This window comes from Streptomyces zhihengii (assembly GCF_016919245.1).
In the GTDB taxonomy this organism is placed as follows: domain Bacteria; phylum Actinomycetota; class Actinomycetes; order Streptomycetales; family Streptomycetaceae; genus Streptomyces; species Streptomyces zhihengii.
In genome coordinates, this window is sequence record NZ_JAFEJA010000001.1 from 4980863 (window position 1) to 5007726 (window position 26864).

The 26864-nt window shown below is 72.6% G+C and carries 27 protein-coding genes; 14 read left to right on the forward strand and 13 right to left on the reverse strand.

The genetic code is table 11. The annotated features are described in order from the left end of the window. Positions 1-97: 97 nt before the first annotated feature. Positions 98-1618, reverse strand: a complete 1521-nt coding sequence (locus JE024_RS21100) for a peptide MFS transporter (RefSeq protein ID WP_205375086.1) — start codon at positions 1616-1618, stop codon at positions 98-100. A 470-nt stretch (positions 1619-2088) separates the two neighbouring features. Between JE024_RS21100 and JE024_RS21105 the strand changes: the two genes are divergently transcribed. Together JE024_RS21105 and JE024_RS21110 are read left to right on the forward strand one after the other, a co-directional pair. Next, a complete protein-coding gene (locus JE024_RS21105; RefSeq protein WP_205375087.1) occupies positions 2089-2766 on the forward strand; it encodes a response regulator transcription factor in 678 nt (225 codons plus the stop codon). A gap of 56 nt (positions 2767-2822) precedes the next feature. Further along, on the forward strand, positions 2823-4088 hold the full coding sequence (locus JE024_RS21110; RefSeq protein ID WP_205375088.1) for a sensor histidine kinase: 1266 nt from the start codon (positions 2823-2825) through the stop codon (positions 4086-4088). A 32-nt stretch (positions 4089-4120) separates the two neighbouring features. Here the strand turns inward: JE024_RS21110 and JE024_RS21115 are convergent, their stop codons facing one another. Further along, complete coding sequence (locus JE024_RS21115) at positions 4121-4654, reverse strand: GtrA family protein (protein ID WP_205375089.1); 534 nt, start codon at positions 4652-4654, stop codon at positions 4121-4123. Between the two features lie 176 nt (positions 4655-4830). Between JE024_RS21115 and JE024_RS21120 the strand changes: the two genes are divergently transcribed. The 4 genes from JE024_RS21120 to JE024_RS21135 all read left to right on the forward strand — a co-directional run bounded on the left by JE024_RS21120 (position 4831) and on the right by JE024_RS21135 (position 9503). Beyond that, complete coding sequence (locus tag JE024_RS21120; protein ID WP_205375090.1) at positions 4831-5970, forward strand: 5-(carboxyamino)imidazole ribonucleotide synthase; 1140 nt, start codon at positions 4831-4833, stop codon at positions 5968-5970. After that, a complete protein-coding gene (gene purE, locus JE024_RS21125) occupies positions 5967-6503 on the forward strand; it encodes a 5-(carboxyamino)imidazole ribonucleotide mutase (protein WP_205375091.1) in 537 nt (178 codons plus the stop codon). Before JE024_RS21120 ends, purE begins: the two co-directional genes overlap by 4 nt. A 6-nt stretch (positions 6504-6509) precedes the next feature. After that, positions 6510-7730: a dipeptidase gene (locus tag JE024_RS21130; RefSeq protein ID WP_205375092.1), complete on the forward strand. Its 1221-nt coding sequence runs from the start codon at positions 6510-6512 to the stop codon at positions 7728-7730. 642 nt (positions 7731-8372) lie between these two features. Further along, the gene (locus tag JE024_RS21135; RefSeq protein ID WP_205375093.1) at positions 8373-9503 is read left to right on the forward strand and encodes a membrane dipeptidase; all 1131 of its coding nucleotides are present in this window, start codon (positions 8373-8375) and stop codon (positions 9501-9503) included. A 53-nt stretch (positions 9504-9556) separates the two neighbouring features. Here JE024_RS21135 and JE024_RS21140 read toward each other — a convergent pair whose 3' ends face one another. Further along, positions 9557-9916: a VOC family protein gene (locus JE024_RS21140; protein WP_205375094.1), complete on the reverse strand. Its 360-nt coding sequence runs from the start codon at positions 9914-9916 to the stop codon at positions 9557-9559. Positions 9917-10029: 113 nt separating this feature from the next. Between JE024_RS21140 and JE024_RS21145 the strand changes: the two genes are divergently transcribed. After that, on the forward strand, positions 10030-10527 hold the full coding sequence (locus JE024_RS21145) for a CGNR zinc finger domain-containing protein (protein WP_205375095.1): 498 nt from the start codon (positions 10030-10032) through the stop codon (positions 10525-10527). 263 nt (positions 10528-10790) lie between these two features. Here JE024_RS21145 and JE024_RS21150 read toward each other — a convergent pair whose 3' ends face one another. Then, a complete protein-coding gene (locus JE024_RS21150; RefSeq protein ID WP_205375096.1) occupies positions 10791-12128 on the reverse strand; it encodes a UDP-glucose dehydrogenase family protein in 1338 nt (445 codons plus the stop codon). A gap of 191 nt (positions 12129-12319) precedes the next feature. Between JE024_RS21150 and JE024_RS21155 the strand changes: the two genes are divergently transcribed. The 3 genes from JE024_RS21155 (at position 12320) to JE024_RS21165 (ending at position 16142) form a co-directional block, all read left to right on the forward strand. Beyond that, complete coding sequence (locus tag JE024_RS21155) at positions 12320-13492, forward strand: acyl-CoA dehydrogenase family protein (RefSeq protein WP_187740794.1); 1173 nt, start codon at positions 12320-12322, stop codon at positions 13490-13492. Positions 13493-13766: 274 nt separating this feature from the next. Further along, positions 13767-15317: a peptidoglycan-binding protein gene (locus JE024_RS21160; protein ID WP_244883016.1), complete on the forward strand. Its 1551-nt coding sequence runs from the start codon at positions 13767-13769 to the stop codon at positions 15315-15317. 300 nt (positions 15318-15617) lie between these two features. Next, on the forward strand, positions 15618-16142 hold the full coding sequence (locus tag JE024_RS21165; RefSeq protein WP_205375097.1) for a hypothetical protein: 525 nt from the start codon (positions 15618-15620) through the stop codon (positions 16140-16142). Between the two features lie 42 nt (positions 16143-16184). On the opposite strand, the gene JE024_RS21170 is transcribed toward JE024_RS21165, so the two are convergent. The 3 genes from JE024_RS21170 to JE024_RS21180 form a co-directional block, all read right to left on the reverse strand. After that, positions 16185-16514, reverse strand: coding sequence for a hypothetical protein (locus JE024_RS21170; protein ID WP_244883017.1), 330 nt, complete (start codon positions 16512-16514; stop codon positions 16185-16187). Positions 16515-16584: 70 nt separating this feature from the next. Continuing rightward, positions 16585-17589, reverse strand: a complete 1005-nt coding sequence (locus tag JE024_RS21175; RefSeq protein ID WP_205375098.1) for a helix-turn-helix domain-containing protein — start codon at positions 17587-17589, stop codon at positions 16585-16587. Positions 17590-17881: 292 nt separating this feature from the next. Then, positions 17882-18319 (reverse strand): ATP-binding protein, encoded by a 438-nt coding sequence (locus JE024_RS21180; protein ID WP_205375099.1) that lies wholly within the window; start codon positions 18317-18319, stop codon positions 17882-17884. Positions 18320-18467: 148 nt separating this feature from the next. On the opposite strand from JE024_RS21180, the gene JE024_RS21185 reads away from it, so the two are divergent. Beyond that, the gene (locus tag JE024_RS21185) at positions 18468-19319 is read left to right on the forward strand and encodes a helix-turn-helix domain-containing protein (protein ID WP_205376651.1); all 852 of its coding nucleotides are present in this window, start codon (positions 18468-18470) and stop codon (positions 19317-19319) included. After that, entirely contained in the window at positions 19316-19522 is a 207-nt protein-coding gene (locus JE024_RS21190; protein ID WP_205375100.1) for a DUF397 domain-containing protein, read from the forward strand. Before JE024_RS21185 ends, JE024_RS21190 begins: the two co-directional genes overlap by 4 nt. Before the next feature lie 4 nt (positions 19523-19526). Here JE024_RS21190 and JE024_RS21195 read toward each other — a convergent pair whose 3' ends face one another. After that, entirely contained in the window at positions 19527-20138 is a 612-nt protein-coding gene (locus JE024_RS21195) for a TetR/AcrR family transcriptional regulator (protein WP_205375101.1), read from the reverse strand. Positions 20139-20227: 89 nt separating this feature from the next. On the opposite strand from JE024_RS21195, the gene JE024_RS21200 reads away from it, so the two are divergent. Then, positions 20228-20659, forward strand: coding sequence for a DUF4345 domain-containing protein (locus JE024_RS21200; protein WP_205375102.1), 432 nt, complete (start codon positions 20228-20230; stop codon positions 20657-20659). On the opposite strand, the gene JE024_RS21205 is transcribed toward JE024_RS21200, so the two are convergent. The 5 genes from JE024_RS21205 to JE024_RS21225 form a co-directional block, all read right to left on the reverse strand. Continuing rightward, positions 20660-21277 carry a dihydrofolate reductase family protein gene (locus JE024_RS21205; protein ID WP_205375103.1) on the reverse strand — a complete coding sequence of 206 codons (618 nt, stop codon included), beginning with the start codon at positions 21275-21277 and terminating at the stop codon, positions 20660-20662. It abuts the gene before it with no gap. A 189-nt stretch (positions 21278-21466) separates the two neighbouring features. Continuing rightward, the gene (locus tag JE024_RS21210; protein WP_205375104.1) at positions 21467-22120 is read right to left on the reverse strand and encodes a hypothetical protein; all 654 of its coding nucleotides are present in this window, start codon (positions 22118-22120) and stop codon (positions 21467-21469) included. Positions 22121-22131: 11 nt separating this feature from the next. Further along, on the reverse strand, positions 22132-23184 hold the full coding sequence (locus JE024_RS21215; RefSeq protein ID WP_205375105.1) for a hypothetical protein: 1053 nt from the start codon (positions 23182-23184) through the stop codon (positions 22132-22134). A 1-nt stretch (position 23185) separates the two neighbouring features. Next, the gene (locus JE024_RS21220; RefSeq protein WP_307840705.1) at positions 23186-25438 is read right to left on the reverse strand and encodes a DUF6571 family protein; all 2253 of its coding nucleotides are present in this window, start codon (positions 25436-25438) and stop codon (positions 23186-23188) included. Between the two features lie 67 nt (positions 25439-25505). Then, positions 25506-25931: a hypothetical protein gene (locus JE024_RS21225; RefSeq protein ID WP_372449822.1), complete on the reverse strand. Its 426-nt coding sequence runs from the start codon at positions 25929-25931 to the stop codon at positions 25506-25508. A 228-nt stretch (positions 25932-26159) separates the two neighbouring features. Here JE024_RS21225 and JE024_RS21230 point away from each other — a divergent pair, with 228 nt between their 5' ends. Continuing rightward, positions 26160-26807, forward strand: a complete 648-nt coding sequence (locus JE024_RS21230) for a hypothetical protein (RefSeq protein WP_205375107.1) — start codon at positions 26160-26162, stop codon at positions 26805-26807. Positions 26808-26864: the final 57 nt, after the last annotated feature.

A 26864-nucleotide genomic window follows, 5' to 3' on the forward strand; every position in this document is an offset into this window, starting at 1 on the left:
CCGCGCTCCCGCGCCGCCACCGCACCCGCAGAACGCCGAAGGGCCGCCGCACCGTTTCCGGTGCGGCGGCCCTTCGGCGTATGCGGTGGGGCCGGGGTCAGTGGACCTCGCCCATCATCGCCTGGACCTTCTTGCGGTACATGAAGACCGCGAGACCCGCGGCGACCGCCAGCGATGCCTGCATCGCGATGATGCCGGTCCCGTTGAGGTCCACGCCCGCGAGGGACAGCAGACCCGTGGTGCAGTCACCGGCGGTGACGGCGAGGAACCAGACACCCATCATCTGGGAGGCGTACTTCTGCGGCGCCATCTTGGTGGTGACGGAGAGTCCGACCGGGGACAGGCACAGCTCACCGATCGTCTGGATCATGTAGATCGAGACCAGCCACATCGGCGAGACCTTGGTGCCGTCGCCCGCCATCCCCATCGGGACGACGAAGACGAAGAAGGACGCGCCGACCAGGACCAGGCCCATCGCGAACTTCACGATGGTGTTGGGCTCCTGGTTCTTGCGGGCGAGCCACAGCCACAGCCAGGCGAAGACCGGCGCCAGGGCCATCACGTACAGCGGGTTCAGCGACTGGTACCAGGTGGCCGAGAAGTCGATGCCGAGGACGCTGCCCGCGGTCTTGTCGTCCGCGAAGAGCGACAGGGTCGAGCCGCCCTGGTCGTAGATCATCCAGAAGATCGCGGCGGCCACGAAGAACCAGATGTAGCCGTTCATCTTGGACTGCTCGCCGGCGCTCAGGTCCTTGTCGCGCTTGATGCGGACGAGGACGGCGACGGGGATGATCAGGCCGGCCAGGGTCAGCGGCACGAGCGCCCAGTTCAGGGTGTACATGCCGAGCGCGACCACGCCGCCGTAGAAGACCGCGGCGACGACCAGCGCACCCACGACCTTGGTGACGACCGCGCGGCGCTCCTCGGGCGACAGCGGGTTCGGCACCTCGTTGCTCTTCGGGCTCAGGTGGCGCGTGCCGATGAGGAACTGGAGCAGACCCAGGCCCATGCCGACCGCGGCGAGCGCGAAGCCGAAGTGCCAGTTGTGCTCCTTGCCGACCGTGCCGATGACGAACGGGGCGACGAAGGCACCGAGGTTGATGCCGATGTAGAACAGCGTGAAGCCGCCGTCCCGGCGCGGGTCCTCGGGACCGTCGTAGAGGTGGCCGACCATCGTGGAGATGTTGGCCTTCAGCAGGCCGGAGCCGGCCGCCACGAGCGCGAGGCCCACGAAGAACATGGCCTGGCCGGGGACGGCCAGGGCGACGTGACCACCCATGATCACGAAACCGGCGATGGCGACCGTCTTGCGGGCGCCCCAGACGCGGTCGCCGAACCAGCCGCCGGGCATGGCCATCAGGTAGACCATGGAGACGTAGACGGAGTAGATGGCCGTGGCCATCGCCGCGTCCATCGCGAGGCCGCCGCCCTGGCTGCCCGTCGCGGCGTCGGCGCCGCCGGAGACGATGTAGTACACGAGAAGGGCGCGCATGCCGTAGTAGCTGAAGCGCTCCCACATCTCCGTCATGAAGAGTGTGGCCAGGCCGCGGGGGTGGCCGAAGAAGGTCTTCTCGCTGCCAGGGGTACTGGCCGATGCCTTCGTCAGGCTGGACGCCATGGTCGATCCTTGTTGTGTCGGGACGCGGTGCTTCGTGAGCGGGAACGCGCCCGGTGGGGGCAGCCGGCACCGGCCGGTCCGTCCACCGCCCCACGCCTCGGGGCGCACCGCTCCTCGGGAGCCGGCACGGAACGGACCTCACCGGGATCCACACCCCGGTGCGTCACCGCACGGGGCCCGGCCCACAGGTCATTCACTTGGGCTGTCGCGCGGGCCGGTGGGGCCGGCCCCGGACAGAAGAAGAGACCTTTGGTGCGGATGCGCTCCAAAGGCCCCCGGATACTACTTCAGGCGTCTCGCCACCATACGACACGACAGTGCGGCATATGGAAGGACTTGAGACATCAATCACAGGCAAGTGTGGAACCGTCTGCCCTGAAACGAAGGTCCTGAGCAGGATCTCATCGCTGAGTCGAAGCCGTTGTCGATCACGCCCCGCCGGCTGAGGCACGCGGACTACCATCACCCTCATGACGCGTGTACTGCTCGCCGAGGACGACGCATCCATCTCCGAACCGCTCGCCCGCGCGCTGCGCCGCGAGGGGTACGAGGTGGAGGTGCGCGAGGACGGTCCGACCGCGCTCGACGCCGGACTCGCGGGCGGTGTCGACCTGGTCGTCCTGGACCTGGGACTGCCGGGCATGGACGGCCTGGAGGTGGCCAGGCGGCTGCGCGCCGAAGGGCACACGATCCCGATCCTGGTCCTGACCGCCCGCGCCGACGAGGTGGACACGGTCGTGGGCCTCGACGCCGGGGCCGACGACTACGTGACCAAGCCGTTCCGGCTGGCCGAGTTGCTCGCCCGGGTCCGGGCCCTGCTGCGGCGCGGCGCCACGGAGCCGGTCCCCGCGCCCTCCACCCACGGCGTGCGGATCGACGTGGAGTCGCACCGGGCGTGGATGGGGGAGGAGGAGCTCCAGCTCACCGCCAAGGAGTTCGACCTGCTGCGCGTCCTCGTCCGGGACGCCGGCCGGGTCGTCACCCGCGACCAGCTGATGCGCGAGGTCTGGGACACCACCTGGTGGTCGTCGACCAAGACCCTCGACATGCACATCTCCTGGCTGCGCAAGAAGCTCGGCGACGACGCGGCGAACCCCCGCTACATCGCCACCGTCCGGGGAGTGGGCTTCCGCTTCGAGAAGTCCTGACCCGCGTCCCGCCCCGACCGGGCACCTCCGGTCCCCCGAGCTGGTAGGCAGACCCCATGCGCCGCCGTCTGATCAACTCCACGCTCGCCGTGGTCCTCGTCGTCATCGCCGTCTTCGGGGTCTCCCTCGTGCTGGTGGAGACCCGCACGATCAGCAGCAGCGCCCAGGAGAGCGTGGACTCCGAGGCGCTGCGGCTGGCCAGCATCGTCGACTCCCGGCTCGTGGGCGGTGAGCCGGTCAACCCCGGGATCATCGCCCAGCAGGCGGACATCACCCGCTACGCCGAGATCCGCATCCCGGGCCGCTCGCCCATCGAGATCGGCAAGCGGCCCACCGGCAGCGTCATCAGCGCCAGCGCCGAGGGGGAGCAGAACACCGAGATCACGGTGGAGGAGTCCAGCTCGGCGGTGACCCGCGAGGTCGCCAGGTCGCTGCTGATCATCGCGGCCGTGGCCCTGCTCGCCGTGGTGGCGGCCGTCGCCCTCGCCGTGCGGCAGGCCAACCGGCTCGCGTCCCCGCTGACCGACCTCGCCGAGACCGCCGAACGCCTCGGCTCCGGCGACCCGCGCCCGCGGCACCGCCGCTACGGCGTACCCGAACTGGACCGGGTCGCCGACGTCCTCGACGCCAGCGCCGAGCGGATCGCCCGGATGCTCACCGCCGAGCGCCGGCTGGCCGCCGACGCCTCCCACCAGTTGCGCACCCCGCTCACCGCGCTGTCGATGCGCCTGGAGGAGATCACGCTCACCGACGACCCGGAGACGGTGAAGGAGGAGGCGAGCATCGCCCTGACTCAGGTGGAACGCCTCACCGACGTGGTCCAGCGGCTGCTCACCAATTCCCGCGACCCGCGCATCGGTTCCGCCGTCGCCTTCGACCTGGACGAGGTCGTCAAGCAGCAGCTGGAGGAGTGGCGCCCCGCGTACCGCAGCGCGGGCCGGGCCATCGTGCACTCCGGCCGGCGCGGGATGCGGGCGGTCGGCACCCCCGGCGCCGTCGCCCAGGTGCTGGCCGCGCTGATCGAGAACTCGCTGATGCACGGCGGCGGCACCGTGGCCGTACGGACCAGGGTCACCGGCAACCAGGCGGTCGTCGAGGTCACCGACGAGGGGCCGGGCGTCCCCGCGGACCTCGGCGCGCGCATCTTCGAGCGGACCATCAGCGGCCGGAACTCCACCGGGATCGGCCTCGCCGTGGCGCGCGACCTCGCCGAGGCGGACGGCGGGCGGCTCGAACTGCTCCAGCAGCATCCGCCGGTGTTCGCGGTCTTCCTCAGCCGGGTGGCCCGCCGGCGGGGGGACGACAAGCCGACCGTGCGCTGAGCGGCCGCCCGCGACTCAGCGGCCGACCGGTCTCAGCGGCCGACCGGGTCCGGCTCGGCGGGCAGCTCCGCGGGCGTCCGCGGCAGGGGCCGTCCGACGGACGGGGCGACCGGCGGCACGGCGGGGGCGGCGGGCATCGCCCGGAACACCCAGGTGCGGTAGGACCAGAAGCGGAACAGTGTCGCTATCCCGATGCCGAGGAACTTGAAGACATTGCTCTGGAGCGGGGTGTCCCAGCCGAAGCCGTAGGTCGCCGCGTAGAGGATGCCGTTCTCGATCACCAGACCGGCCGCGCTGAACAGCAGGAAGAGCGTCATCTCCCGGGTGCGGCCGCTCTTGTCGCGGTCCCGGTACGTGAAGTAGCGGAAGCCGACGTAGTTGAACGCGATGGCCACCACGGTCGCGAGCACCGACGCCCGCACCACCGGCAGCTCGGTCAGATGCCGCACCACGTTGAACACGGCCAGGTTGACCAGCAGACCCGCACCGCCGACCGCGCCGAACTTGGCGACCTCGCGCGCGAGCTGCCGCACCCGGCCGCGCAGTCCTCCGCGTCGTTCGCTCATGGTGCGTGTCCAGCCTCGTCGGATCGGCGGTGTCGAGCGGCAGTGTCGACACCGTCATGCTATCCAGCCCGCCCGCCGGGCGCCCGGGGGTCGGGAGAAGGGTGTGACGGCCGCTACACCCCTTGTCGGAACATACGGGGGACGGGGCCACCTGCCTCGGCGGATACCCTGAAGGGGTGACGTTCCCCGTAGTCGGCATGGTCGGTGGCGGTCAGCTCGCCCGTATGACCCACGAGGCGGGCATCCCCCTCGGCCTGAAATTCAAGCTCCTCAGCGACACCCCGCAGGACTCCGCGGCCCAGGTCGTCGGTGATGTCGTCATCGGCGACTACCGCGACCTGGAGACGCTGCGCGCGTTCGCCCGCGGCTGTGACGTGATCACCTTCGACCACGAGCACGTGCCGTACGAGCACCTGCGCGCCCTGGAGGCCGACGGCATCGCCGTCCGGCCCGGTCCCGAGGCCCTCGTGCACGCCCAGAACAAGGGTGTGATGCGCGAGAAGCTCGTGGAGATCGGCGCGCCCTGCCCCCGGCACCGCATCGTGTCCGACCCGGCGGACGCCGCCGCGTTCGCCGAGGAGGTCGGGGGCTTCCCCGTCATCCTCAAGACGGTGCAGGGCGGCTACGACGGCAAGGGCGTGTGGTTCGTCCGCTCCCAGGAGGACGCCGAGGCCCCGTTCAAGGCGGGCGTGGCCGTCCTCGCGGAGGAGAAGGTCGACTTCGTGCGCGAGCTCGCCGCGAACATCGTCCGCTCCCCGCACGGCCAGGCCGTCGCCTACCCGGTCGTGGAGTCGCAGCAGGTCGACGGCGTGTGCGACACCGTGATCGCCCCCGCGCCCGGCCTCTCGGACGAGCTCGCCGGGCAGGCGCAGGAGCTCGCGCTGCGGATCGCCAAGGAGCTCGGCGTCGTCGGCCACCTCGCCGTCGAGCTGTTCGAGACCCGCGACGGCCGGATCCTCGTCAACGAACTCGCGATGCGCCCCCACAACTCCGGCCACTGGACCCAGGACGGCGCGGTCACCTCGCAGTTCGCCAACCACGTCCGCGCCGTGCTCGACCTCCCGCTCGGCGACCCCCGCCCGCGGGCCCCGTGGACGGTGATGTGCAATGTCCTCGGCGGCGACTACCCCGACATGTACTCGGCGTACCTGCACTGCATGGCCGGGGACCCGCAGCTCAAGATCCACATGTACGGCAAGGACGTGAAGCCCGGCCGCAAGGTCGGTCACGTCAACACCTACGGCGACGACCTCGACGACGTGCTGGAGCGCGCCCGTCACGCCGCCGGCTACCTGCGAGGAACGATCACCGAATGAGCGCTGTCGTCGGCATTGTCATGGGCTCGGACTCCGACTGGCCCGTCATGGAGCTCGCCGCGCAGGCCTTGGACGAGTTCGAGATCGCCTACGAGGTCGACGTCGTCTCCGCCCACCGCATGCCGCGCGAGATGATCGCGTACGGCGAGCGGGCCGCGGACCGCGGGCTCAAGGCGATCATCGCCGGCGCCGGGGGAGCCGCCCACCTCCCGGGCATGCTCGCCTCCGTCACCCCGCTGCCGGTGATCGGCGTCCCCGTCCCGCTGAAGTACCTGGACGGCATGGACTCGCTGCTGTCCATCGTGCAGATGCCCGCCGGGGTGCCGGTCGCCACCGTCTCGGTCGGCGGCGCGCGCAACGCGGGCCTGCTCGCGGCCCGGATCCTCGCCGCCCACGACGAGGAGCTGCTCGGGCGGATGCGCGACTTCCAGCAGGAGCTGAACGACCAGGCCACCGAGAAGGGCAAGCGGCTGCGGGCCAAGGTTCAGGGCGCGGAGTCCTTCGGCTTCGGCAAGCAGGGCACCGGGAAGTAACCCCGAATGACTTCCCCCACCCAGCCCACGCCTGCCGCCTCCGGCCATCTCGGCCGGGCGCGCGAACTGCTCGCCGCCCACCCGGTCGTCGACGGCCACAACGACCTGCCCTGGGCGCTGCGCCAGCACGTCCGCTACGACCTGGACCGCCTGGACATCGCGGACGACCAGCGGGGCCGGCTGCACACCGACATCCCCCGGCTGCGCGCCGGAGGCGTCGGCGCGCAGTTCTGGTCCGTCTACGTGCGCAGCGACCTGGCGGGCGACGACGCGGTCAGCGCCACCCTGGAGCAGATCGACGTCGTCGGGCAGCTGCTCACCCGCTACCCGGCCGATCTGGCGCGGGCGCTGAGCGCCGAGGACATGGAGATCGCCCGCGCCGAGGGCCGGATCGCCTCCCTGATGGGCGCCGAGGGCGGGCACTCCATCAACAACTCGCTGGCCACCCTGCGGGCGCTGTACGCGCTGGGCGTGCGCTACATGACGCTCACCCACAACGACAACATCGCCTGGGCGGACTCGGCGACGGACGAGCCCGGCGTCGGCGGCCTCTCCGCGTTCGGCCACGAGGTCGTGCGCGAGATGAACCGTGTCGGCATGCTCGTCGACCTCTCGCACGTCGCCGCGTCGACGATGCGCCACGCGCTCGCCACCTCGGCCGCGCCGGTGATCTTCTCGCACTCCTCCGCGCGGGCCGTCTGCGACCACCCGCGCAACGTCCCCGACGACGTGCTGGCGCTGCTGCCCGCGAACGGCGGCGTGGCGATGGCCACCTTCGTGCCGAAGTTCATCCTCCCCGCGGCCGTCGACTGGACCCATGCCGCCGACGACAACATGCGCGCCCACGGCCTGCACCACCTGGACACCACGGCCCGGGCGATGAAGATCCACGAGGAGTTCGAGGCGGCGAACCCGCGGCCGGTCGCGACGGCCGCCACGGTCGCCGACCACCTCGACCACATGCGGGAGGTCGCCGGCGTCGACCACATCGGCATCGGAGGCGACTACGACGGGACCGCCTTCACCCCGTCCGGCCTCGACGACGTCGCCGGCTACCCGAACCTCGTCGCCGAACTCCTCCACCGCGGCTGGTCGGACGCCGACCTGGCCAAACTGACCTGGCAGAACGCGGTCCGCGCCCTGCGCGCGGCGGAGGACGTCGCCCGCGACCTCCAGGAGACCCGCGGCCCCTCGAACGCGACGATCGACCAACTCGACGCGTCCTGACCCCCCGCCGGGGGTGTGTGCCCTGCGTTCGTGGCCCCGTCGGCCGGCCGACGGGGCCACGGTGCGTCCGCGGGGGGCCAGGCGGGGGCGGGGTCGCCACCCGCCCCGGGCCCGGGTGCCCGTGCTGCGCCGGGGTTGTGCGGTACGCCCCGCACGGAGGTTTCCGCCCACGGGGCACGAGCGGTCGCGCCCGTGGGGCGCACCGCCCCGGGCCGGTCGGGGTGCCGGCCCGGGGCTCGCGCGGGCCGCGCCCACGGCCCGTGGGCCACACGCCTGCGGCGCGGGCGGGCATGTCCCGGCCCGGGGCGCCCGTGCTGCGACGGGGCCCGTCGTGCCCGGCGTCTGCGGCACGCCCCCTTCCGGGAGTGTCCGCTCGAGGACTCCGGGCGGGGGGCAGTCCCGCCACGGGGCAGGCAGCCCCGCACCTGGGGGACCCCGGGCCCGACGCGGGGGCGTCCCGCCCGGCGCGCGGGCGGCGCGCCGAAGGCCGGGGCCACCTGTCCGGGCCGCTCACGCGGGCTCCGCCCGCGTACCCCCGAACGCTCCTTCCGCCGCGACCCGCCCCGGCCCCCGTGCCACGGTTGGCGTACGGCCTGCCGTGCCGCGGCGGGCCCACGCCAAGGCAGCGACCGGAGCACCCTCATGGCAGAACCGCAGGACGTCACGTCCTTCACCACCGCCGATCTGCGCGCCCTCGAAGCGATCGAGACCCTCGGCGGGGCGGACGGCGCCGCCGGCCCGGGACAGCCCGCCGCGACCTCGGACGCCGGCGCTCCCGTCCCCGGCGCTCCCGTCCCCGGCGACGTGCCGGACTCCCTCGCCCGTGCCGAGGCCCTGCTGCGCACCCACCCCGTGGTGGACGGACACAGCGGGCTGGCCCCCGTCCTGCGGAGCATGCACTTCCACGACCTCGAAGCGGGCGAGAGCCTGCTGGAGACCGACGTCCCCCGGCTGCGGCGCGGCCGGGTCGGCGCGCAGTTCTGGTCCCTGCACCCGCCGGCCGGCGGGGAGGCCGGCCTCGCGGGGGTCCTCGAACTGCTGGACCTCGTCCGGACGACGACGGTCGCCACCCCGGAGGGCCTGCTCCTCGCGACGGCCGCCGACGACCTCGTCGACGCACGCAACCGCGGCCGCACCGCCGTGCTGCTCGGCCCCGTCCCGGGCCCGGTGCTCGGCGACTCGCTCGCCGCGCTGCGGGCCCTGCACGCCCTCGGCGTGCGCAGCGTGACCCTGGCGGGCACCCGCTGGGCGGGGGAGCGGGGCCTGACGCCGCTCGGCCACGAGATGATCCGCGAGATGAACCGGCTGGGCGTCGTGGCGGACCTCTCGGGCAGCTCGCCCGAGACCGTCCGGCGGGTGCTTGCCGTCAGCCGGGTCCCCGCGTTCGTCTCCCACCCGCCGCAGCCGCTCCCGGACGACCTCCTGCGCGCCCTGCGCGCGGCCGGCGGCGTCTGCACGGTGCCCTGCACCCCCGGCACCCCCGCGCAGACCGCCGACGCGCTCGAACACGTCCGCGAGGTGGCCGGGCCCGAGACCGTGGCGCTGACCGGCGCCTACGACACCGGTCTCCCGCACGCCCTCGGTCTGGCCGACGTCTCCTGCTTCCCCCGCCTGATCGCCCATCTTCTGGAGCGCGGCTGGCCCGAGGCCGATGTGACGGCGCTGACCTGGTCGAACGTGATGAGGGTGCTGCGCGAGGCGGAGTTCGCCGCCCGCGCGGCGGCGACGCGCGAGGCGCCGTCACGCGCCACCCTCGACACCCTGGGATCCTGACCGGCCGGAGCCCGCACCCCCGCCGGACCCCGGCCCGCTCCGCCCCGCCGCTCTCAGCAGGCGCAGAGGCAGAACGGATGCCCCGCCGGGTCGGCGTAGACCCGGAAGCTGCGCGACCGGTCGTCCGTCTCCAGCGCGGTGGCGCCGATGGCCAGCACCTGCTTCTCGGCGGCGTCCAGATCGTCCACCGTCACATCCAAGTGGAACTGCTGCGACTCCTTCGCCGACGGCCACTTCGGCGGCTCGAACCCGGGCGCCGCCTGGAACGCGAGCGGCGCGGCGCCGCCCTTGAGGTCGACCCAGCCGCTGCCGTCGTCCTCGATCTCGCCGCCGAGCAGCTCCGCGTAGAAACGCGCGAGCGCGACGGGGTCGGGACAGTCCAGTACGACGGCTCCCAGCTTGGCGATGCTCATGCCTGCTCCTCCTGTGTCACCGGACGGTTCACTTGGTGCACGGCGTTACCGGTAGAAGGCTCCAACCGGTTACCGTTACTGCATGGTCCCGTAAAGGAGGTAACGTCGCAACCATGAACGACAGGGCATCCGCGCCCGGAGGGCTCGCGCTGATCGAGGCGCTGGTGAACACGCTGGACGTCGAATCCGGCGCGGACAGCCTCGGCACGCCGGAGAACCGGGAGCGCTTCGCCCTCGCGGAGCGGGACGTCGACGCGGCCCGCGCCCTGCGCGAGGCGCTGCGCGGAGCGTGCCTCGCCCACGCCGGACACGGCACGTCCGGCGCCCTGGACACCCTGCTCGCGGACGCCCCGCTGCGGGTCTCGGTCGCCGCGGACGGCACCGCCGCCCTGTGCGCCGCCGGTCCGGACGGCCTGCTCGGCAGGGTCGCCCTGGCGATCGCGGCCGGGGCGGCCGACGGCACCTGGGCACGCCTCAAGGCGTGCGAGGCGGAGGACTGCCGGTGGGCGTACTACGACCGCAGCCCGGCGGGCCGCCGCCGCTGGTGCTCGATGTCCGTCTGCGGCGCCCGCGCCAAGATGCGCACCTACCGCGCCCGCCGCGACACCTGAACCCGCCCGCCCCGCCGCGACCTCCCTGAACCCGCTCCCCTGAACCCGCTCCCCTGAACTCGCCCGCCGCGCCCAAGCGAGGAGCGAGCACCGCCGGAAGCACCGGCGCCCGACGCACCGACGCACCGACGCGCCGACGCACCGGCGTCCGACGCGCCGAAGCGCCGAAGCGCCCACGCACCGGGCACCGGCGCCCCACGCACCGGTGCCCGGGGCGCCCGCGGTGTGCGGGCGCCCCGGGCACCGGGACGGAGGGGGAGCGGTCAGGCCACCGGGCGGCCCATCGCGCGGTAGGTCCAGCCCGCCGAGCGCCACACCTGCGGGTCCAGCGCGTTCCGGCCGTCGAGCACGATGCGCTCGGACGCCACCTCGCCCAGCACCTCGGGGTCCAGCTCCCGGAACTCGCGCCACTCGGTCAGGTGCAGCACCACGTCCGCGCCGCGCACGGCCTCCAGTGCCGAGTCCGCGTAGGCCAGCGTCGGGAAGAGCCGGCGGGCGTTCTCCATGCCCTTGGGGTCGTAGACCGTGACCTGGCCGCCCTGGAGCTGTATCTGGCCGGCCACGTTGAGGGCCGGCGAGTCGCGGACGTCGTCCGAGTCCGGCTTGAACGTCGCGCCGAGCACCGCCACCCGCTTGCCGAGGAACGAGCCGCCGCCCACGGCCTCCCGCGCCAGCTCGACCATGTGACCGCGGCGCCGCATGTTGATGGAGTCGACCTCGCGCAGGAACGTCAGCGCCTGGTCCGCGCCCAGCTCACCGGCCCGGGCCATGAACGCCCGGATGTCCTTCGGCAGGCAGCCGCCGCCGAAGCCGACGCCCGCGCGCAGGAAGCGCCGCCCGATCCGCTCGTCGTGGCCGATCGCCTCGGCCAGCTTCACCACGTCGCCGCCGGCCGCCTCGCAGACCTCGGCCATGGCGTTGATGAACGAGATCTTCGTCGCGAGGAAGGAGTTCGCCGCCGTCTTCACCAGCTCGGCCGTCGGGAAGTCCGTCACCACGAACGGCGACCCCTCCCCGACGGGGGTGGCGTACACCTCGCGGAGCACCTTCTCCGCGTGCGCGCTGCCGACGCCGACGACGATCCGGTCCGGGTGGAGGGTGTCCTCGACGGCGAAGCCCTCGCGGAGGAACTCCGGGTTCCAGGCGAGCTCCACGTCGCCAGGGGCCTGCTCGGCGAGCAGCCGGGCGAGCCGCTCCGCGCTGCCGACCGGCACGGTCGACTTGCCGACGACCAGTGCCTGGCCCGCCAGGTGCGGGGCGAGCGAGGCGAAGGCGGAGTCCACGTAACTCATGTCACACGCGTACTCGCCGTGCTTCTGCGGAGTGTTCACGCACACGAAGTGGACGTCGCCGAACGCGCCGACCTCCTCCCAGGAGGTCGTGAACCGCAGCCGCCCGGTGGACCCCTCGATGCCCGCGACGTGCCGGCGCAGCAGGTCCTCCAGGCCGGGCTCGTACATCGGCACCCGGCCCGTGGACAGCAGCTCGATCTTCTCGGGCACGATGTCGAGGCCGAGCACCTCGAAGCCGAGTTCCGCCATGGCCGCGGCGTGGGTCGCACCGAGGTAGCCGGTGCCGATCACGGTGATCTTGAGGGCCATGCGTGCTCCAGTACTGATGCGCGGGCGAAGGTGCGCGCCCGAGCATATCCGCGCCCGCTCCGCGGTCGAATCCGGCCGTCTCGCGGGTACGGATCCACCTGTCGTCAAGCTCACGTATGCCGGGCGCCGGGCGCCCGTCTAAAATTGGGTTACTTAACGGTAGTTAGCATCAGCTTGGGGAGTGAGAGACCTTGGCAGGATCGGCCGACTTCGATCTGTACCGCCCGTCCGAAGAGCACGACATGCTCCGCGAGACGGTCCGCTCCCTGACCGAGGCGAAGATCGCACCCTTCGCCGCGGCGGTGGACGAGGAGGCCCGTTTCCCGCAGGAGGCGCTCGACGCCCTCGTCGCCTCCGACCTGCACGCCGTGCACGTCCCGGAGTCCTACGGCGGCGCCGGCGCCGACGCGCTCGCCACCGTCATCGTGATCGAGGAGGTCGCCCGCGCCTGCGTGTCCTCCTCCCTGATCCCCGCGGTCAACAAGCTCGGCTCCCTCCCGGTGATCCTCTCCGGCTCCGAGGAGCTGAAGAAGAAGTACCTGGGCCCGCTCGCCAAGGGCGACGCGATGTTCTCGTACTGCCTCTCCGAGCCGGACGCCGGCTCGGACGCGGCGGGCATGAAGACCCGCGCGGTGCGCGACGGCGACTTCTGGGTGCTCAACGGCGTGAAGCGCTGGATCACCAACGCCGGAGTCTCCGACTTTTACACGGTGATGGCCGTCACCGACCCGGAGAAGCGCTCCAAGGGCATCAGCGCCTTCGTGGTCGAGAAGTCCGACGAGGGCGTCTCCTTCGGCGCCCCGGAGAAGAAGCTCGGCATCAAGGGCTCCCCGACCCGCGAGGTCTACCTCGACAACGTCCGCATCCCCGCCGACCGCATGATCGGCGCGGAGGGCACGGGCTTCGCCACCGCGATGAAGACCCTGGACCACACCCGCATCACCATCGCCGCCCAGGCCCTCGGTGTCGCGCAGGGCGCCCTCGACTACGCCAAGGGCTACGTCCAGGAGCGCAAGCAGTTCGGCAAGCCGATCGCCGACTTCCAGGGCATCCAGTTCATGCTCGCGGACATGGCCATGAAGATCGAGGCCGCCCGCCAGCTCACCTACGCGGCCGCCGCGAAGTCCGAGCGCGTCGCCGCCGGAGGTGCAGAAGGGGACCTCACCTTCCAGGGCGCCGCGGCCAAGTGCTTCGCCTCCGACGTCGCGATGGAGGTCACCACCGACGCCGTCCAGCTTCTCGGCGGCTACGGCTACACCCGCGACTACCCGGTCGAGCGCATGATGCGCGACGCCAAGATCACCCAGATCTACGAGGGCACCAACCAGGTCCAGCGCATCGTGATGGCGCGCAACCTTCCGTAGCCCTGGTCTTCGCACCGCGGGGAAGCCCCGCGCGGCCCCCGGCACCTGCCGGGGGCCGCGTGCGTGGTGCGTCCACGCGGGCCGCCCCGGACGGAGCGCCCGCCGTGCCGGGCGTCATGACCCGAGTCGCCGGGAGTGTCCGCCCCCTGCTGTGGATGGGACGGATGGGGCCTGCGTGGCGCCATTGACGCGCGTAGCGAAGACCGCTTCAGTGGTCGGACGCCGACCGGCGTGAACGGTCCTGTCGCCCCAACTCCCGTACCACGGAGGCTCCGTGAGACACCATGCGGCACCGACACGGCACATTCCGGCGGTCCTCACCGCCGTACTCGGGCTCACCCTGACAGCCCTCGCACCCGCAGCCCAGGCGCGCACCGCGCCCCCTGCCCCGCCCACCGTGGCGGCCGCCTTCACGGAGGCCGCCGAGGAGTTCGACGTCCCGCGGGACGTGCTCGTCGCCGTCGGGTACGGCGAGAGCCGGCTCGACGGGCACGAGGGGCGGCCCAGCCAGGCCCGCGGCTACGGCGTGATGCACCTGGTGGACAACCCGCGTCAGCAGACCCTGCGCGAGGCGTCCAGGCTCACCGGCGTCCCGGTCGGGACGCTGCGCCGCGACACCGCCGCCAACATCCGCGGCGGCGCCGCCGTCCTGCGCGCCCGTGCCGACGCCGCCGGGCTCACCGGCGCCGAACGCGACCGCCCCGCCGCCTGGTACGAGGCGGTGGCGCGCTACGGGGGCTCCTCCGACGACCGCGCCGCCCGCTTCTACGCCGACGGCGTCTACGACCTGCTCGTCCAGGGCGTCCACGCCCGCGCGGAGGACGGCTCCGCCGTCACCGTCCGGCCCACGGCGGTCGAGCCCGACCGCGGCGCCTACGCCGACGCGGCGCCGCTGGTCGCCGCGCCCGACTACCCGTCCGCCCTCTGGGTCCCGGCCAGCACCAGCAACTACAAGGTGGGGCGCACCTCCGCGATCACGGCGGTCGTCGTGCACGTCACCCAGGGCTCGTACGCGGGCACCATCAGCTGGATCCAGAACCCCGCGTCCCAGGTCAGCGCCCACTACGTCGTCCGCTCCTCGGACGGCCAGGTGACGCAGATGGTCCGCGAGAAGGACACCGCCTGGCACGCCAGGTCCGGCAACCCGTACTCCGTCGGCATCGAGCACGAGGGCTGGGTCGACCAGCCGTCCTGGTTCACCGACGCGATGTACCGCTCCTCCGCGGCGCTCACCCGCTCGATCGCCGACCGCTACGGCGTCCCCAAGGACCGGGCGCACATCGTGGGCCATGTGGAGGTCCCGGGGAACGACCACACCGACCCCGGCCCGCACTGGGACTGGAACCGCTACATGCAGCTCGTGGGCGGCAGCTCGACGGCCCCGCCGCAGCTCACCTTCTCCTCGTACGCCACGCTGCGCGCCGGTTCGACGGGCGCCCAGGTCAGTGCTGCTCAGTGGCTGCTGAACGCCCAGGGCTTCAACGCCGGTGCGGTGGACGGCGACTTCGGCACCGGGACGGCCGCCGCCGTCCGCGCGTTCCAGACGGCGAAGGGCCTCGCCGCGGACGGGACGGTGGGCCCGAAGACCTGGACGGCCCTGCTCTCGGCCGGCGCCCGGCCGGTGCTGAAGCAGGGCTCCACCGGTGAGGCCGTGCAGCGCCTCCAGCGTGCGCTGACGGCCGCGCTGGCCCGGACGGTCTCCGCCGACGGCATCTTCGGCTCGGGCACCGCGCAGGCGGTCCGCGACTACCAGTCGGCCCGCGGCCTCACCGTCGACGCCGAGGTGGGCCCGGCGACCTGGGGCGCCCTCCAGGCCGGCCGCTGAGGCCCGCGCAGGCCACCGATCCACCGGCCCCGGCAGGGACGCACCGCTCCTGCCGGGGCCTTCGCGCGGGCCGCGCGACGACTTCCGCGCGTGCCGCCGCGACCTGACGGGGGGGCGGGGTGCTGTGCCGTGCGCGTGCGCTGTGCGGCGACCCAGCACGGCAGGGCGCCGTATCGGCGACCGGTCCCGGGGCGCAGCGTGGCGCAGAGTTGCGCGGCCTCGATGGAGGACGCCGGGTACTGGATCGTCGTGCACGGCTTCTAGGCTTCGCGATGCCGGACGACGAGGGAAGCAGGCGCTGTGAGCAGAGGGATCCATGGCTTCGAGCCGACGTTCCTGGTCGGGATCGAGGAGGTGCGGCGGGCGCACGGGCCACGTCTGGCGGCGCTCGCCGGGCGGCGGCTTACGGGGTTCGCCGTGGTCCGGTTCGTCGAGGACGGGGACTGGTTCGCCGATCTTCCGATTGTGCTGGACTTCGACGGCGTCCGGGTGGAGGTCTGCCACTGGAAGCTCGACGAACTCTCGATCGGCTGGAACGAGATCGACACGACGGCGGCCGTCACGGGGTGGGAGTGGTCCGAGTTCACTCCTCGGTGGTCCGGCGACCACGAGTGCCTCGAACCGCTCGTCGGACGTGTCCTGACCGAGGCCCGGCTGCTGGAGTGGCGGCCGAGGCCACCGGGGCGCGACCTGGCGGCCGGGACGGTGGCCGTCGAGTTCGCCTTCGGCGAGGACGTCCTGCGGATCACCAACGGGCTCGACGAGAACTTCCTGGATACCGGTGCGGCGCATCCCGACTACGTCCGGCACGAACTGATCCGCTGAGCGGGGACCCTCGTCGCCGGGGCGGAACACCTGCGGGCGGGATCAGGCGGGCGGCTTGGTGTCGCCGACGAGGCGCAGGGCCGCCGGGCGTTCGACGGCGAACTCGCCGATCTCCAGGGCCGCTTCCCGCCAGTGCCCCGCGAGGTAGTGCAGGTACTCGCTGTCGTGGCGGTAGTCCGGCGGCGGGGACTCCGGTGTGGTCGGCCAGAGCATGGTGACGGCGAAGCGGACCGCGTGCAGGGCCGACCCGACGTGCGGGTCGGCGCCGTTCTCCAGACGCACCAGCAACTGGAGCCGGCTGGCGATGTCGGTGAGCTCCTCGTAGGCCTTGGCGCGCTGGCGCACGCGGGCGGCCTCGATGTCGGCGTTCACGGTGTCTCCCGTACTCGATGGGGCGGTTCGGTGGGGCGGACGGAGGGGCCGGCTCTGTCGGGCGGACGGTTCACGCGGCCTCGGCCCGGGTCGCCTCGGCGGCCAGTCGGCAGTCGCGGCAGGGGCCGGGTTCCGCCGCGCGGATGACGCGCTTGCAGGTGCCGGTGCAGTCGTGCATGGGGTGGACGACCTCGGGTGGGGGCAGGTCGGGGAGCCGCGGAGGCAGGTGGACGGTGAGGCGGTGCGCGAGGAGCGCCGCCGGGCGTCTCACGGGGTGCGGCAGGCCGCCGGTCAGGGTGTGGCGGACGGTCTCGGGGGTGATCCCGCGCTCCAGCCAGGCGGCGACGGCGGGCGCGAGACGCCGGACGTCCGTCTCACCGAGGATCAGGCGGGGATCGTCGCGCCGGAGGCCGGCGAGGAGGTCGGCGGCCGTGCGGTGGATCTCCGGGGCGAGGGGCTGAGGGAGCGGGGGCCGCAGTGGCGCGGGTGCGGGTGCGGGTGCGGGTTCGCGTTCCGGCTCGGCTTCGCGTTCCGGTGCGCGTTCCGGCTCGGGTTCCGGTGCCCGCCGGGGTACCGGCGCCGGTGCGGGCTGCGGCGGCGGTGCGGCTTCCCGTGGCGGCTCCGGGGCGTCCGCGGGCGGCTCCGCCGGTACCGGCGTCCGCTCCGGCTCCGCCGGGGGCTCCGGGGCCGGGGGCACCGAACCGGCTGCCGCGTCCGGGTGGTTGTGCGACACGGTGCGGGTGACCACCCGTCCGCCGGGCAGGCGCTCGACCGTGCGCGCCAGGTAGGAGTGCGCCTCCAGCTCGCGCAGGGCGGCGGCGATGCGCGCCTCGCTCTCCGGGAAGCGGTCGGCGAGCACCTTGATGCCGACCTTCGCGCCGTCGGGCAGCGACTGGATGTGCACGGCGAGCCCGATCGCGGTGAGTGACAACGCGCCGTGCTGGGCGAGGTGGTTGCCGACGATCGTGAAGCGGCTGGTGTGGATCGCGTTCACGTGGATCACGCCGAAGGCGGTGACACGGCGGCGAACGCGGTACTGGGCGCGCGAGGGCGCGCTAATCTGCTCGGTATCCATCGGGAAGCCCTAACTTCCTCGGTGGTCAGGCCCTCGATCGGGATGCCAGTCCCGGCCGGGGGCCGACGCATGTCTGCGGTTGTCGCCGCGAGCATATGCCCGTCAACCCACCCGAAATCCAGCCCGATCGGGCAAAGTCACCCGTGCGAGTGACGAAGCGTCAGGTGACGTCGGTGAGGGTGGGGAGGGGTGGTTTCCCCGGTTCTTTCCGGAGTTCTTTGATCTTCTTGCGTCCCGGGCGGGCGCGTCGCGGCACACCGCGTCGCAGTCCTCCGCGACCCGGTCCGACCTGCTACGGGACGAGGTCCAGCTCCGCCCAGACGGTCTTGCGGGGCGCCGGTCCGAGGGCCACGCCCCAGCGGTCGGCCAGCGCCCCGACGATCAGCAGGCCCCGGCCGGACTCGTCGTCGGCCGGCGCGAAAGGGGCGCCGGAGGCGGGCGGGAGCCGGTCGTCCCGGGTGTCGGTGACGGCGATCCGCAGAAGCTCCCCGTCGTCCCGGACGGCGAGCTCCAGCCGGAAGTCCCGGCCGGGTAGGCGGCCATGGGTCGCCGCGTTGGCCGCCAGCTCGGCGACGATCTGCGCGGCGGCCTCCGATGGCAGCCCCCAGGAGTCGAGTCGGGCGCAGGTCAGCAGGCGGGCGAGCCTGGCACCCCGGCGGGTGGGGGAGAGCAGCACGGTGAACTGCCGGTCCGGAGCGGAGGTTTCGGTTCGGGTGATTTCCTGATGCACGTCACTCAGCGTGGCCGCCCGGTGTCTACGCTGACCACAGCGGCACGTGTACGGACAGTGACTGTCCCGGTGGTGTACGGACGTGTCCACCCGGTACGGCGGACCGCTCACGACACGGTACGGGCGGCGGGCGGAGGCGGATGTCGCGATGGTGGACGAGGGTGCGGACGAGGCGGACCGGGACGTCGAGCTGGAGGACGACGACTCGGGAGCGGTCATCGCGGCCGTGGGGCGGCAGGTCAGGCTGTGGCGGGAGGCGGCCGGCCTGCGCGCGGCCGAGCTGGGCGCTGCCATCGGATACGGCGAGAACCAGGTCTACAAGGTCGAGGTCGGCAAGCGGATTCCGAAGCCGGAGTTCCTGGACAGGGCGGACGAGGTCCTCGGCGCGGGCGGGAAGCTGGCCGCGATGAAGAAGGACGTGGCGGAGGCGCGGTACCCGAAGAAGGTGCGGGACCTGGCGAAGCTGGAGCGCGAGGCGGTCGAGCTCGGCTCGTACAGCAACCACAATCTGCACGGCCTGCTCCAGACCGAGGAGTACGCCCGCGCGCTGTACGAGATGCGGCGGCCGGCGTTCGGCGCGGACCAGATCGCCCGGTACGTGGCGGCCAGGATGGCGCGGCAGGAGATCTTCGGCGCAGAGCCCCTCAGGATGCTGACCTTCGTTCTGGAGGAGGTCACGGTCAGACGGCCTCTCGGCGGCCGGGCGATCGCGCGCCGCCAGCTCGAACGCCTGCTGGATGTCGGTCGGTTGAGGCATGTGGAGATCCAGGTGATGCCGACGGACCGGGAGGACCACGCGGGCATGGGCGGCCAGTTCCAGCTGCTGAAGTTCGACGACGGTACGGCGGTGGCACACTGGGAGGGCCAGCTGTCGAACCGTCTGATCTCCGACCCCAAGGAGGTCCGGATCATCGAGCTGCGGTACGGAATTGTCCGGGCCCAGGCCCTCACTCCGCGGGAGTCCCTGGCCTTCGTCGAGAAAGTGCTGGGAGAGACATGAGCCGCAGGACCGCAGACGGCGACGGCGCGACGCCGGAGTGGGTCAAGAGCAGCTACAGCAGCAACGACGGCCCCGAGTGCGTCGAGTGCGCCGCCACCCCCGGTGCGATCCGCGTCCGCGACTCCAAGGACCCCGCCGGGCCCGAGCTCGGCTTCGCGCCCGGGGTGTGGGCCGCCTTCGTGGTCTACGCGTCCCGAGGCTGACGCCTCAGCGCCCGGCGCCCCACTCGGGGGCCGGGTCCTCGTCGAGGAGTGGGCGCAGGGCGCCCACCACCGCGCCGATGCACACGTCGCGCAGTTCCTCGCGGGTGCAGGTCTCCTCGACGAGCCAGTCCAGGCAGAGGACTTGGACGAAGACCAGCCAGCTCTTGAGCACGCCCGAGACGGCTGCCCGGTTGCGGGCGTCGGTGAGCGGCAGGGCGCCCAGCAGCTTCTCCCGCAGGGCGTCCAGCTCGTCCGTGATGATCGTCTGGATGAGGCGGTCGCCCGCCAGGAACCGGTTCGCGGCCAGGACGGTGTGGCGGTTGGCGGCGAAGTAGCCGATGTGGGCGTCCAGGCCCTCGGTGAGCTGTTCGGTGAACGTCTCCGCGGGGTCGACCCTGGTGCTGGCCAGCAACTGCCCGGCGACCTGGGCGTAGAGCGAGGCGAACAGCTCCCGCTTGCCGGGGAAGTGGCGGTAGAGCAGCGCGCGTGACACCCCCGCCCGTTCGGCGATCTCCTCCATCGTCACGTCCTCGTAGGGCTGTGCGGCGAAGAGGGTGGCGGCGACGTCCAGGAGCTGGGCGCGCCGCTGTTCGGGCGTGAGGCGCTGGCGGGGCATCCGCCGATCCTACTTGACACGCGTCTACTAGCGGCGGAGTCTGGTTGACACACGTCTACTAGTGCGCTTCCGGCGGAGGGCGGCAGGTCATGGCGAAGGCGAAGGCACTGCGGGGGCTCGTGCTCACGATGGGGTACGCCTGTCTGGCGATCGGGCTCGGGCACGTCCTGCTGGGCAACGCGGTCGTGCCGGGCGCCGAGGACGCCGGGCCCACCATGGACAGCCTGGGGCGCTTCTTCGGCGCGGTCTTCGCCGGCTACGGGCTGGCCTGGCTGCTGGCGGCCCGGCGCTCGCCGATCCCCGCGTCCGCCGTGCGCTGGCTCACCGCCGTCTTCCTGCTGGGGGCGGTCGGGCGGCTGCTCTCGCTCGCCGCCGAGGGGCGCCCGCATGTCTTCCAGCTCGTGCTCACGGGCATCGAACTCGCCCTCCCGCCCGTGCTGTTCCTGCTCGCGGACGCCGACGAGAAGGCCGCGGCCGGGGCCGCCCGCGTCACGGGCGCGGCCCCCGCACAGGCCCGCTGATCAGCTCTCCGCCCCGGCCAGGTGCTGCTTCGCGTCCTCGTAGGAGGCGTCCTCGGCCGGCGCGGCGGGCCCGTAGTGCAGGTCCAGCACCCCCAGATCCAGGGGCGTGGAGGAGAGCAGGGTCAGCGGCACGGTGTCGGAGCCGTCGCGGAAGAGGCGGTCTCCCTTGCCGACGGCGATCGGGTGCACCAGCAGGTTGAGGTCGTCGAGCAGCCCCGCGGCCAGCAACTGCCGTACCAGGGAGACCGAACCGCTCACCGCGACGTGGCCGTCGCCCGGCTCGTTCTTCAGCGCCGTGACCGCGTCCACGAGGTCGCCCTCCAGCCGCTCCGAGTTCCGCCAGGCCCCGTCCAGCGGACGGTGCGAGACGACGACCTTGCGGGTGTCGCCGAGCTTCTTCGCGAAGTACGCGTCCTCCCCGCCCTCCGTCTCCCGCCCCGGCCACGCCTCGGCGAAGCCGTCATAGGTGGCCCGGCCCAGCAGCAGCGTGTCCGCCTGGCCGATCACACCGTCCACCGCCTGGCCCATGGCATCGCTGAAGTAGGGGAAGTGCCACTCGTGGGGGTTGTGGATGACGCCGTCGAGCGAGATGAAGAGCTGCGCGATGATCTTCTTCATGGCCGGTCCTCCGGTGTGGTGGGCGGCGGCTGGGCGCCGCGCTCTGTCTGTCTCCTGGTAGACCGGCGCGGTCTCCGGAACTCATCGCCCACCGGCGCACGCGAACCGGAACCCGCCGCCCACCGGCGCACGCGAACCGGAACCCGCCGCCCACCGGCGCACGCGAACCGGAACCCGCCCGCGCCGCCGCTATCCCACCTGGTCGGCGAGCGCCCGGGCGAGGTCGGAGACCTGCTGCTCCCGGGCGGGCGCACCGGATCCGGCCTCGCCGAGACCGACCAGCAGGTAGGCGTCGCCGTCCCCGGTGAGCGCGAGCCGCACCGCGGCGACGTTGCCGCTCTCGGTGACGACCGCGTCCCCGGCCTCGGCGTCACCCGTCTCGCGGAGGTAGGCGCTCAGGCCGTCCGCGGACGCCCCGCTGAGCATCTGGATCACCGGGGCCAGCGGGGCCAGCGCCTGCGGGGAGCGGGTGGCGACGGTGTGCACGGGCACGTCCTCCCCGCCGATGTGGAAGGCGCAGCTCACCAGGACCCCGGGGTTCTCCGCCAGCGGTTCCCCCGCTTCCGCCCGCTTGCCGCCCTCCGCCGTCGCGACCGGCTCGCCCTCGTCCCGCACGGGGCCCGGACCGGCCGCCCCGTCGAGGCCCGCGGTCTTCGCGGCCGCCGCGATGTCGTAGGGCAGCGGGCAGGTGTCGGCCCCCGCGTCCGGCACCTCGTCGGCGGTCTCGGTCAGTCCGCTCAGGCTGAGCGGCGCCGTGCCGCCGCCGGCGTCGCTCCCGCAGCCGGTCACCAGGGCCGGCAGCAGGAGGGCCGCGAGGAGCAGCCGGTGTCGTCGGTGTGTCATGTGTCGCGTCCTCACGAGGTCGGGGCGGAGCAGCCGAACCGGTCGCCGGCGGCTGCGACGAAGCTGTCGAACAGCGGCCGGAGGCGGGGCGTGCCGGGTGTGCCGGTGGCGTCGTGGTACTTCGGGCCGGTCTCCATGGAGAAGTACGTGGGCGTGCCCGCGCAGTCCGTGACCGCCTGGTAGGGATCGAATCCCGACATCGCGTGGCCGGCCGCGGCGGGCTGGGCCTCGTACCCGGGGGAGGACCGGATGCCCTCGACGACGCGGGGCTCCTGGGTCACCGCGTAGGTCGCGTATCCGGCCACATGGCACGCCCAGGTGGGGCCCGGGGCGTCCAGGACCGTCTCCTCGGCGCCGGTCCCCTCCCGTGGTCCGGGGAACGTCATCCCGGCGAGACCACACACGGCCCCGTCCCGGGGCTGCCGCGGAGCCGGGGCGGCGGCGAGCGTGCGGGGCGCCACCAGGGGCTCCCCGGCCGCGCAACCGGCCCTTTCGGCCGCCGCGTTGGCCACGTCGGTCAGGAGCCCGGCCAGCTTCACCGGGTCCGATCCCTCGGGGGCCCAGCCCTCGACGACCGCCGGCCCGCCGTCCGCCGTCGTGCAGGCGGCGGGCAGCAGGACCCAGCCGTGGTCCGCCCCGACCCCGCCGGTGCTGTCTCCGGCGAAGTAGGACACCGTGGCCGGGTTCGGCCAGCGGCCGTCGTCGGTGAAGGGGAAGTCACCGCGCTCACGCGTGCCCGTGACCCGGATGTGCCCGGTGTCCGAACCCGGCAGGAACGACGAACTCTCCACCGTGCAGCTGAAGGCGAGACGGTCGCCCGGCCGGTCGTCCAGCCCCTTGCCGTCGGACACCCGGCCGGACGAGGGGAAGACGGCGGCGGCCGCTGCGGTGGGCACCAGACCTCCGCACACCTCGTCCTCGCCGAGGACGTTGGTGTTCAGCCTCAGGTGCAGTCCCGCCACCAACAGGCCGATCCCCAGCACCGGGGCGAGCACCTTCCGTCCGACGGCCTTCCGCCCGGCCGCCTTCCGCCCGACCTCCGTGCGGTCGCTGCCCTCGCTCATGTCACTTCCTCGTCCGCAGAGCCGAGTAGGCGTCCTCGCGGCCGGTGATGAAGCTCTGCTCGGCCTCGCCCTTGGCGTGCTTGTGGGCCTCGCTGCCCTTGATGCCGTGCTCCGACCCCCAGGCGTCGATGAGTGCGTTCGTCCCGCCGACCCCGGTGGAGGTGTTGGTGCTGTCCTTCGACCTGGCCACGTCCTCCGCCGCGGCGGAGACGTCCTTGGAGTACTCGTAGGTGGCCGCGTCGACCATGCGCTGGATCGGGTCGCCCACCACCGGGATCTGGGTGAAGAGGCCGCCGACGCCGTGGTACGTGTAGCGCATCTGGTCGTTCAGGTTGCCGATCTTCGTGTCCCGGTCGTCGAGGGTCATGTCGGAGCCGATGGCCGTCATCGCCCCGTACACCTCACCGACGTCACGGGCCTTGTTGTCCCAGTCGCCCACGACGTTGTCACGCTGCCCCGCGGGGGCGTCCCGGGCCGTGTCCAGGTACTCGGCCGAGTACAGCTTCTGGTTCTCGTACAGCATGTCGTAGACGAGGACGGGCTCGCCCTCGGGGGTCGCCCCGTACACGCCGTCGGACACTCCGCGCATCACCCGCAGCAGGCTGTGCTTGCTGTTCGTGATGCCGGAGTCCTCTCCGTTGGCGTTGATCCCGGAGCCTCCGCCGGGGCTGGTGGGCTCGGTCCCGCTGAGGATCGCGTGGGTGTCCACGGTGTAGTCGGCGAGGGCGCGTCCGAGGGGGACCTTCAGGTTCTGGTCGATCGTGTCGCCCTTGCCGTCCTTGTCCAGGACGCTGATCGTCTCCTGCATCACGCGCGCCTGGGCCTCCGAGTGCTGGTCGAAGGCGGCCCCGGGCGCGCCCGGCTCGCGCCCCGTCGTCGCGGCCTCCAGCGCGGCGCCGAGGCCGATCCTGCTGGTGTGGTCGTCATAGGTGGTGACCCCGTACCCGGTGATGACGTTCTTGGGCCATTCACGGGAGTCGTCGCCGCTGCCGAGCAGGTACTTCAGGTGGTCGTTGCCGACGTGGTCGCCGGCCGGACCGTTTCCGTCCGGGTCGAGGAACGCCGTCGCGGCGTCCGGGTTCCTGCTCATCACGCCGAGGAGTCCGTCGATCGGGTCGCTCTCGATGCCCCTCTTCTCCCAGCCGCCGCCCCACTTGGTGAAGATGCCCTCGTTCTCCTTCTCGGCGGCGATCAGGTCGTCGCCGAGCTGGTAGAGGAACTGGTCGTCGAAGTCCTCGTCGGCGTGCTGCATCATGCTGACGAACGACTGGTAGCCGTACAGGGGCTGCGTGTTGGAGCCGAAGTTCTTGGTGCCGGACGCGTCGAGGCTCTCGGTCCACTCGCGGTAGAACCTGCCGTCCGCGCTGTTCAGCCACTCGTTGAACTTCTTCGACCCCGGCGGCATGTCGGAGGTCTTGCCCGGGACCTGGGTGGCGCCGGCCACCGTGTTGGCCAGTCCGCGCTCCAGATCCTTCAGGTCCTTGTCGTTCAGCTTGTTGGCGAGCTTGATCGTCCCGTCGGTGCCGAGCCCGTTCAGGAACGTCTGGCTGAAGGCCTTGTTGTCGGAGTTGTCCCGGAAGGACCGCTGGAGCTCGGCCATGTCGGCGGCGGAGACCTTCTCGCCGCTGTTGATCCTGGTGGCGATGTCCTTCGCGTTCTCTGCCTCGTACTGCTCGACGTCGTGCTTCGCGCCGGCGTTGAAGCCGTTGAACGTGCCGTCCTGCGTGTTGCTGTCGACGACGACCATCTCCAGGGCGATCCGGACGCCGTCGTCGGCGTCCGTCACCGCCTTGACCGCCGCCGTGATGGCCTGGTTCCACTCGCCGGCCGCCTTGCGGGCGGACTCCTGGTAGCTGGGGTCGTGGACGTAGGCGCTGCGTTCGCCGTCACTGAGGCGCGCGGTGTCGAAGGAGGCGTGCCCCTGTTCGGAGACGGTCATCCCGGCCTTCACCGCGTCCGCCCGGACGCTCTGCACCTTGCCGCGCAGTTCGGTGAACTGGGTGTGCGCGTCGCGCAGCAGCGAGGCGACGGCCTTGGCCTGCTTCTGGGCCGCCTGGTACTCGTTCAACGTCACGCTGAAGCGGTCGTTCGCGGCGTTGGCGCCCAGACCCGACCAGACGGGCGGACCGAGGGGAGCGCCGAGGGATATCCCGTGGACATCCCGCCGGTACGCGTCCTCCTGCTTCTTGAACTCCGCCGCCATGTCGTCCCACTTGGCGGCGGCGGCGGTGAGCTTGGACAGGTCGGTGGTCATCACTTCGTGGTACGTCGGCATGCTTCCCCCAGGAGCCGGTGTGCGAGCGGGTCAGGCGTCGGCGCGCTCAGAGCTTGTCGAGCGAGGACGACTGGCGGGCCTGGAAGGCGATGCCGATGTCGTTGTTGCGGAAGAGGACAGAGGTGTTCCGCAGCGCGGTCTTCTCGGAGCCGAGGCGGCCCATCAGGGCCTTGACCTGCTTCCCCCACGTCTCGTGCGCCTTCTTCAGCGCCGGGGAGGTGTCCCAGCCCTCGCCGTCCTTGGCGCCGAACTCCTTGACCGCCGCGCCCGTGCTCTCCTCCGCCGTGTCACCGGCCTTCTTGGTGTCGGGTTCGAGGTGCTTCTCGATCGCGTCGGCCGCGGCCTTCTTCTGCGCCGGTGTCGATGCCAGATCCGGCGCCCCCGAGCCCCCGCCGGGCGGGGCGAGTTCGTTGAGCCGCATCCGCTGCCCGCCCTCGGCGCCCGTCGTCCCGTCCCATGCTTCCCCTGCCACCGTTCGCCCCCGTCGTTGCGCGGATCCCGCGCCGCCGTCACAGCAGTTTCTACAGCCACTGTAGACAACTGTGGGGGGCTGTGGCGGGGAAGGGGGCGACCGGGTGCGGCCCCAACGCCGCGTGCAGGGAGGGGGACCCGCCGGAATGATCCACTCCGGCTCGGTTTACGCTTCGCTGCCGCCACCGGGCGGCCGGGGGGTTTCACACGCATGGGGTGGGAGAAGAACATGGGCGCTTCCGACAAGCGGATCGCGTCGCTGCTGCGGCAGATCGCCACGCAGGACGTCGTCGAGCTGCGGCAGGAGGCATCCGTCGCCAAGCGGGTCGCCGCGCAGGCGTACGTCGCCGAGCAGTACGGCTTCTCGTACGGGGAGGCCTGGCGCGAGGGGCACAACAAGTCCGTCCTCGCCGTGCGCCTGTACCGCGACCCCCGTCCCGAGGCCCGCGCCCGCGAGGCGGCGACCATCGCCGCCCACCCGGAGGCCGGCATGGGCGGCGCCGTGCCCGGCCTCAAGCCCGGCACGCTGAACCCGCTGCCCGAGGCGGAGGCCGCCGTCGCCGTGCTCAAGGACCGCATCGGCTACGACGTGATGGCGCAGCCCACCGGCGCGAGCCAGAAGCGGTTCGCCTACGCGATGATCGGCGTCGTGGCCGTGATCTTCCTGGCCATGGGCAAGTGGGTGGAGGCCCTCGCGGTGAGCGCCGTCCTCACCGCGTTCCTCGTCGGCGCGTTCCGGCTGAGCGACGTCCGGCGCCGGCGCATCGCCGACCGCCTCACGGCCGCCGGCCTCACCGCCGTCACCGACGAGCACGGCCGCCGCCGCTTCCTCCCGCCGGGGCAGCAGCTCCCGGGCCACGCCAACCCGTTCGCGTAGCCCCGCGACACCGAGGGGCCCGCACCGCCGACGCGGTGCGGGCCCCTCGTGCGGCCG

What these genes read in the sequence shown, in the direction of transcription:
- JE024_RS21100 (WP_205375086.1), bottom strand. Translation starts at nt 1,618, where the DNA reads ATGGCGTCCAGCCTGACGAAGGCATCGGCCAGTACCCCTGGCAGCGAG.
- JE024_RS21105 (WP_205375087.1), top strand. Translation starts at nt 2,089, where the DNA reads ATGACGCGTGTACTGCTCGCCGAGGACGACGCATCCATCTCCGAACCG.
- JE024_RS21110 (WP_205375088.1), top strand. Translation starts at nt 2,823, where the DNA reads ATGCGCCGCCGTCTGATCAACTCCACGCTCGCCGTGGTCCTCGTCGTC.
- JE024_RS21115 (WP_205375089.1), bottom strand. Translation starts at nt 4,654, where the DNA reads ATGAGCGAACGACGCGGAGGACTGCGCGGCCGGGTGCGGCAGCTCGCG.
- purE (WP_205375091.1), top strand. Translation starts at nt 5,967, where the DNA reads ATGAGCGCTGTCGTCGGCATTGTCATGGGCTCGGACTCCGACTGGCCC.
- JE024_RS21130 (WP_205375092.1), top strand. Translation starts at nt 6,510, where the DNA reads ATGACTTCCCCCACCCAGCCCACGCCTGCCGCCTCCGGCCATCTCGGC.
- JE024_RS21135 (WP_205375093.1), top strand. Translation starts at nt 8,373, where the DNA reads ATGGCAGAACCGCAGGACGTCACGTCCTTCACCACCGCCGATCTGCGC.
- JE024_RS21140 (WP_205375094.1), bottom strand. Translation starts at nt 9,916, where the DNA reads ATGAGCATCGCCAAGCTGGGAGCCGTCGTACTGGACTGTCCCGACCCC.
- JE024_RS21145 (WP_205375095.1), top strand. Translation starts at nt 10,030, where the DNA reads ATGAACGACAGGGCATCCGCGCCCGGAGGGCTCGCGCTGATCGAGGCG.
- JE024_RS21150 (WP_205375096.1), bottom strand. Translation starts at nt 12,128, where the DNA reads ATGGCCCTCAAGATCACCGTGATCGGCACCGGCTACCTCGGTGCGACC.
- JE024_RS21175 (WP_205375098.1), bottom strand. Translation starts at nt 17,589, where the DNA reads ATGGATACCGAGCAGATTAGCGCGCCCTCGCGCGCCCAGTACCGCGTT.
- JE024_RS21185 (WP_205376651.1), top strand. Translation starts at nt 18,468, where the DNA reads ATGGTGGACGAGGGTGCGGACGAGGCGGACCGGGACGTCGAGCTGGAG.
- JE024_RS21190 (WP_205375100.1), top strand. Translation starts at nt 19,316, where the DNA reads ATGAGCCGCAGGACCGCAGACGGCGACGGCGCGACGCCGGAGTGGGTC.
- JE024_RS21195 (WP_205375101.1), bottom strand. Translation starts at nt 20,138, where the DNA reads ATGCCCCGCCAGCGCCTCACGCCCGAACAGCGGCGCGCCCAGCTCCTG.
- JE024_RS21200 (WP_205375102.1), top strand. Translation starts at nt 20,228, where the DNA reads ATGGCGAAGGCGAAGGCACTGCGGGGGCTCGTGCTCACGATGGGGTAC.
- JE024_RS21205 (WP_205375103.1), bottom strand. Translation starts at nt 21,277, where the DNA reads ATGAAGAAGATCATCGCGCAGCTCTTCATCTCGCTCGACGGCGTCATC.
- JE024_RS21210 (WP_205375104.1), bottom strand. Translation starts at nt 22,120, where the DNA reads ATGACACACCGACGACACCGGCTGCTCCTCGCGGCCCTCCTGCTGCCG.
- JE024_RS21215 (WP_205375105.1), bottom strand. Translation starts at nt 23,184, where the DNA reads ATGAGCGAGGGCAGCGACCGCACGGAGGTCGGGCGGAAGGCGGCCGGG.
- JE024_RS21220 (WP_307840705.1), bottom strand. Translation starts at nt 25,438, where the DNA reads ATGACCACCGACCTGTCCAAGCTCACCGCCGCCGCCGCCAAGTGGGAC.
- JE024_RS21230 (WP_205375107.1), top strand. Translation starts at nt 26,160, where the DNA reads ATGGGCGCTTCCGACAAGCGGATCGCGTCGCTGCTGCGGCAGATCGCC.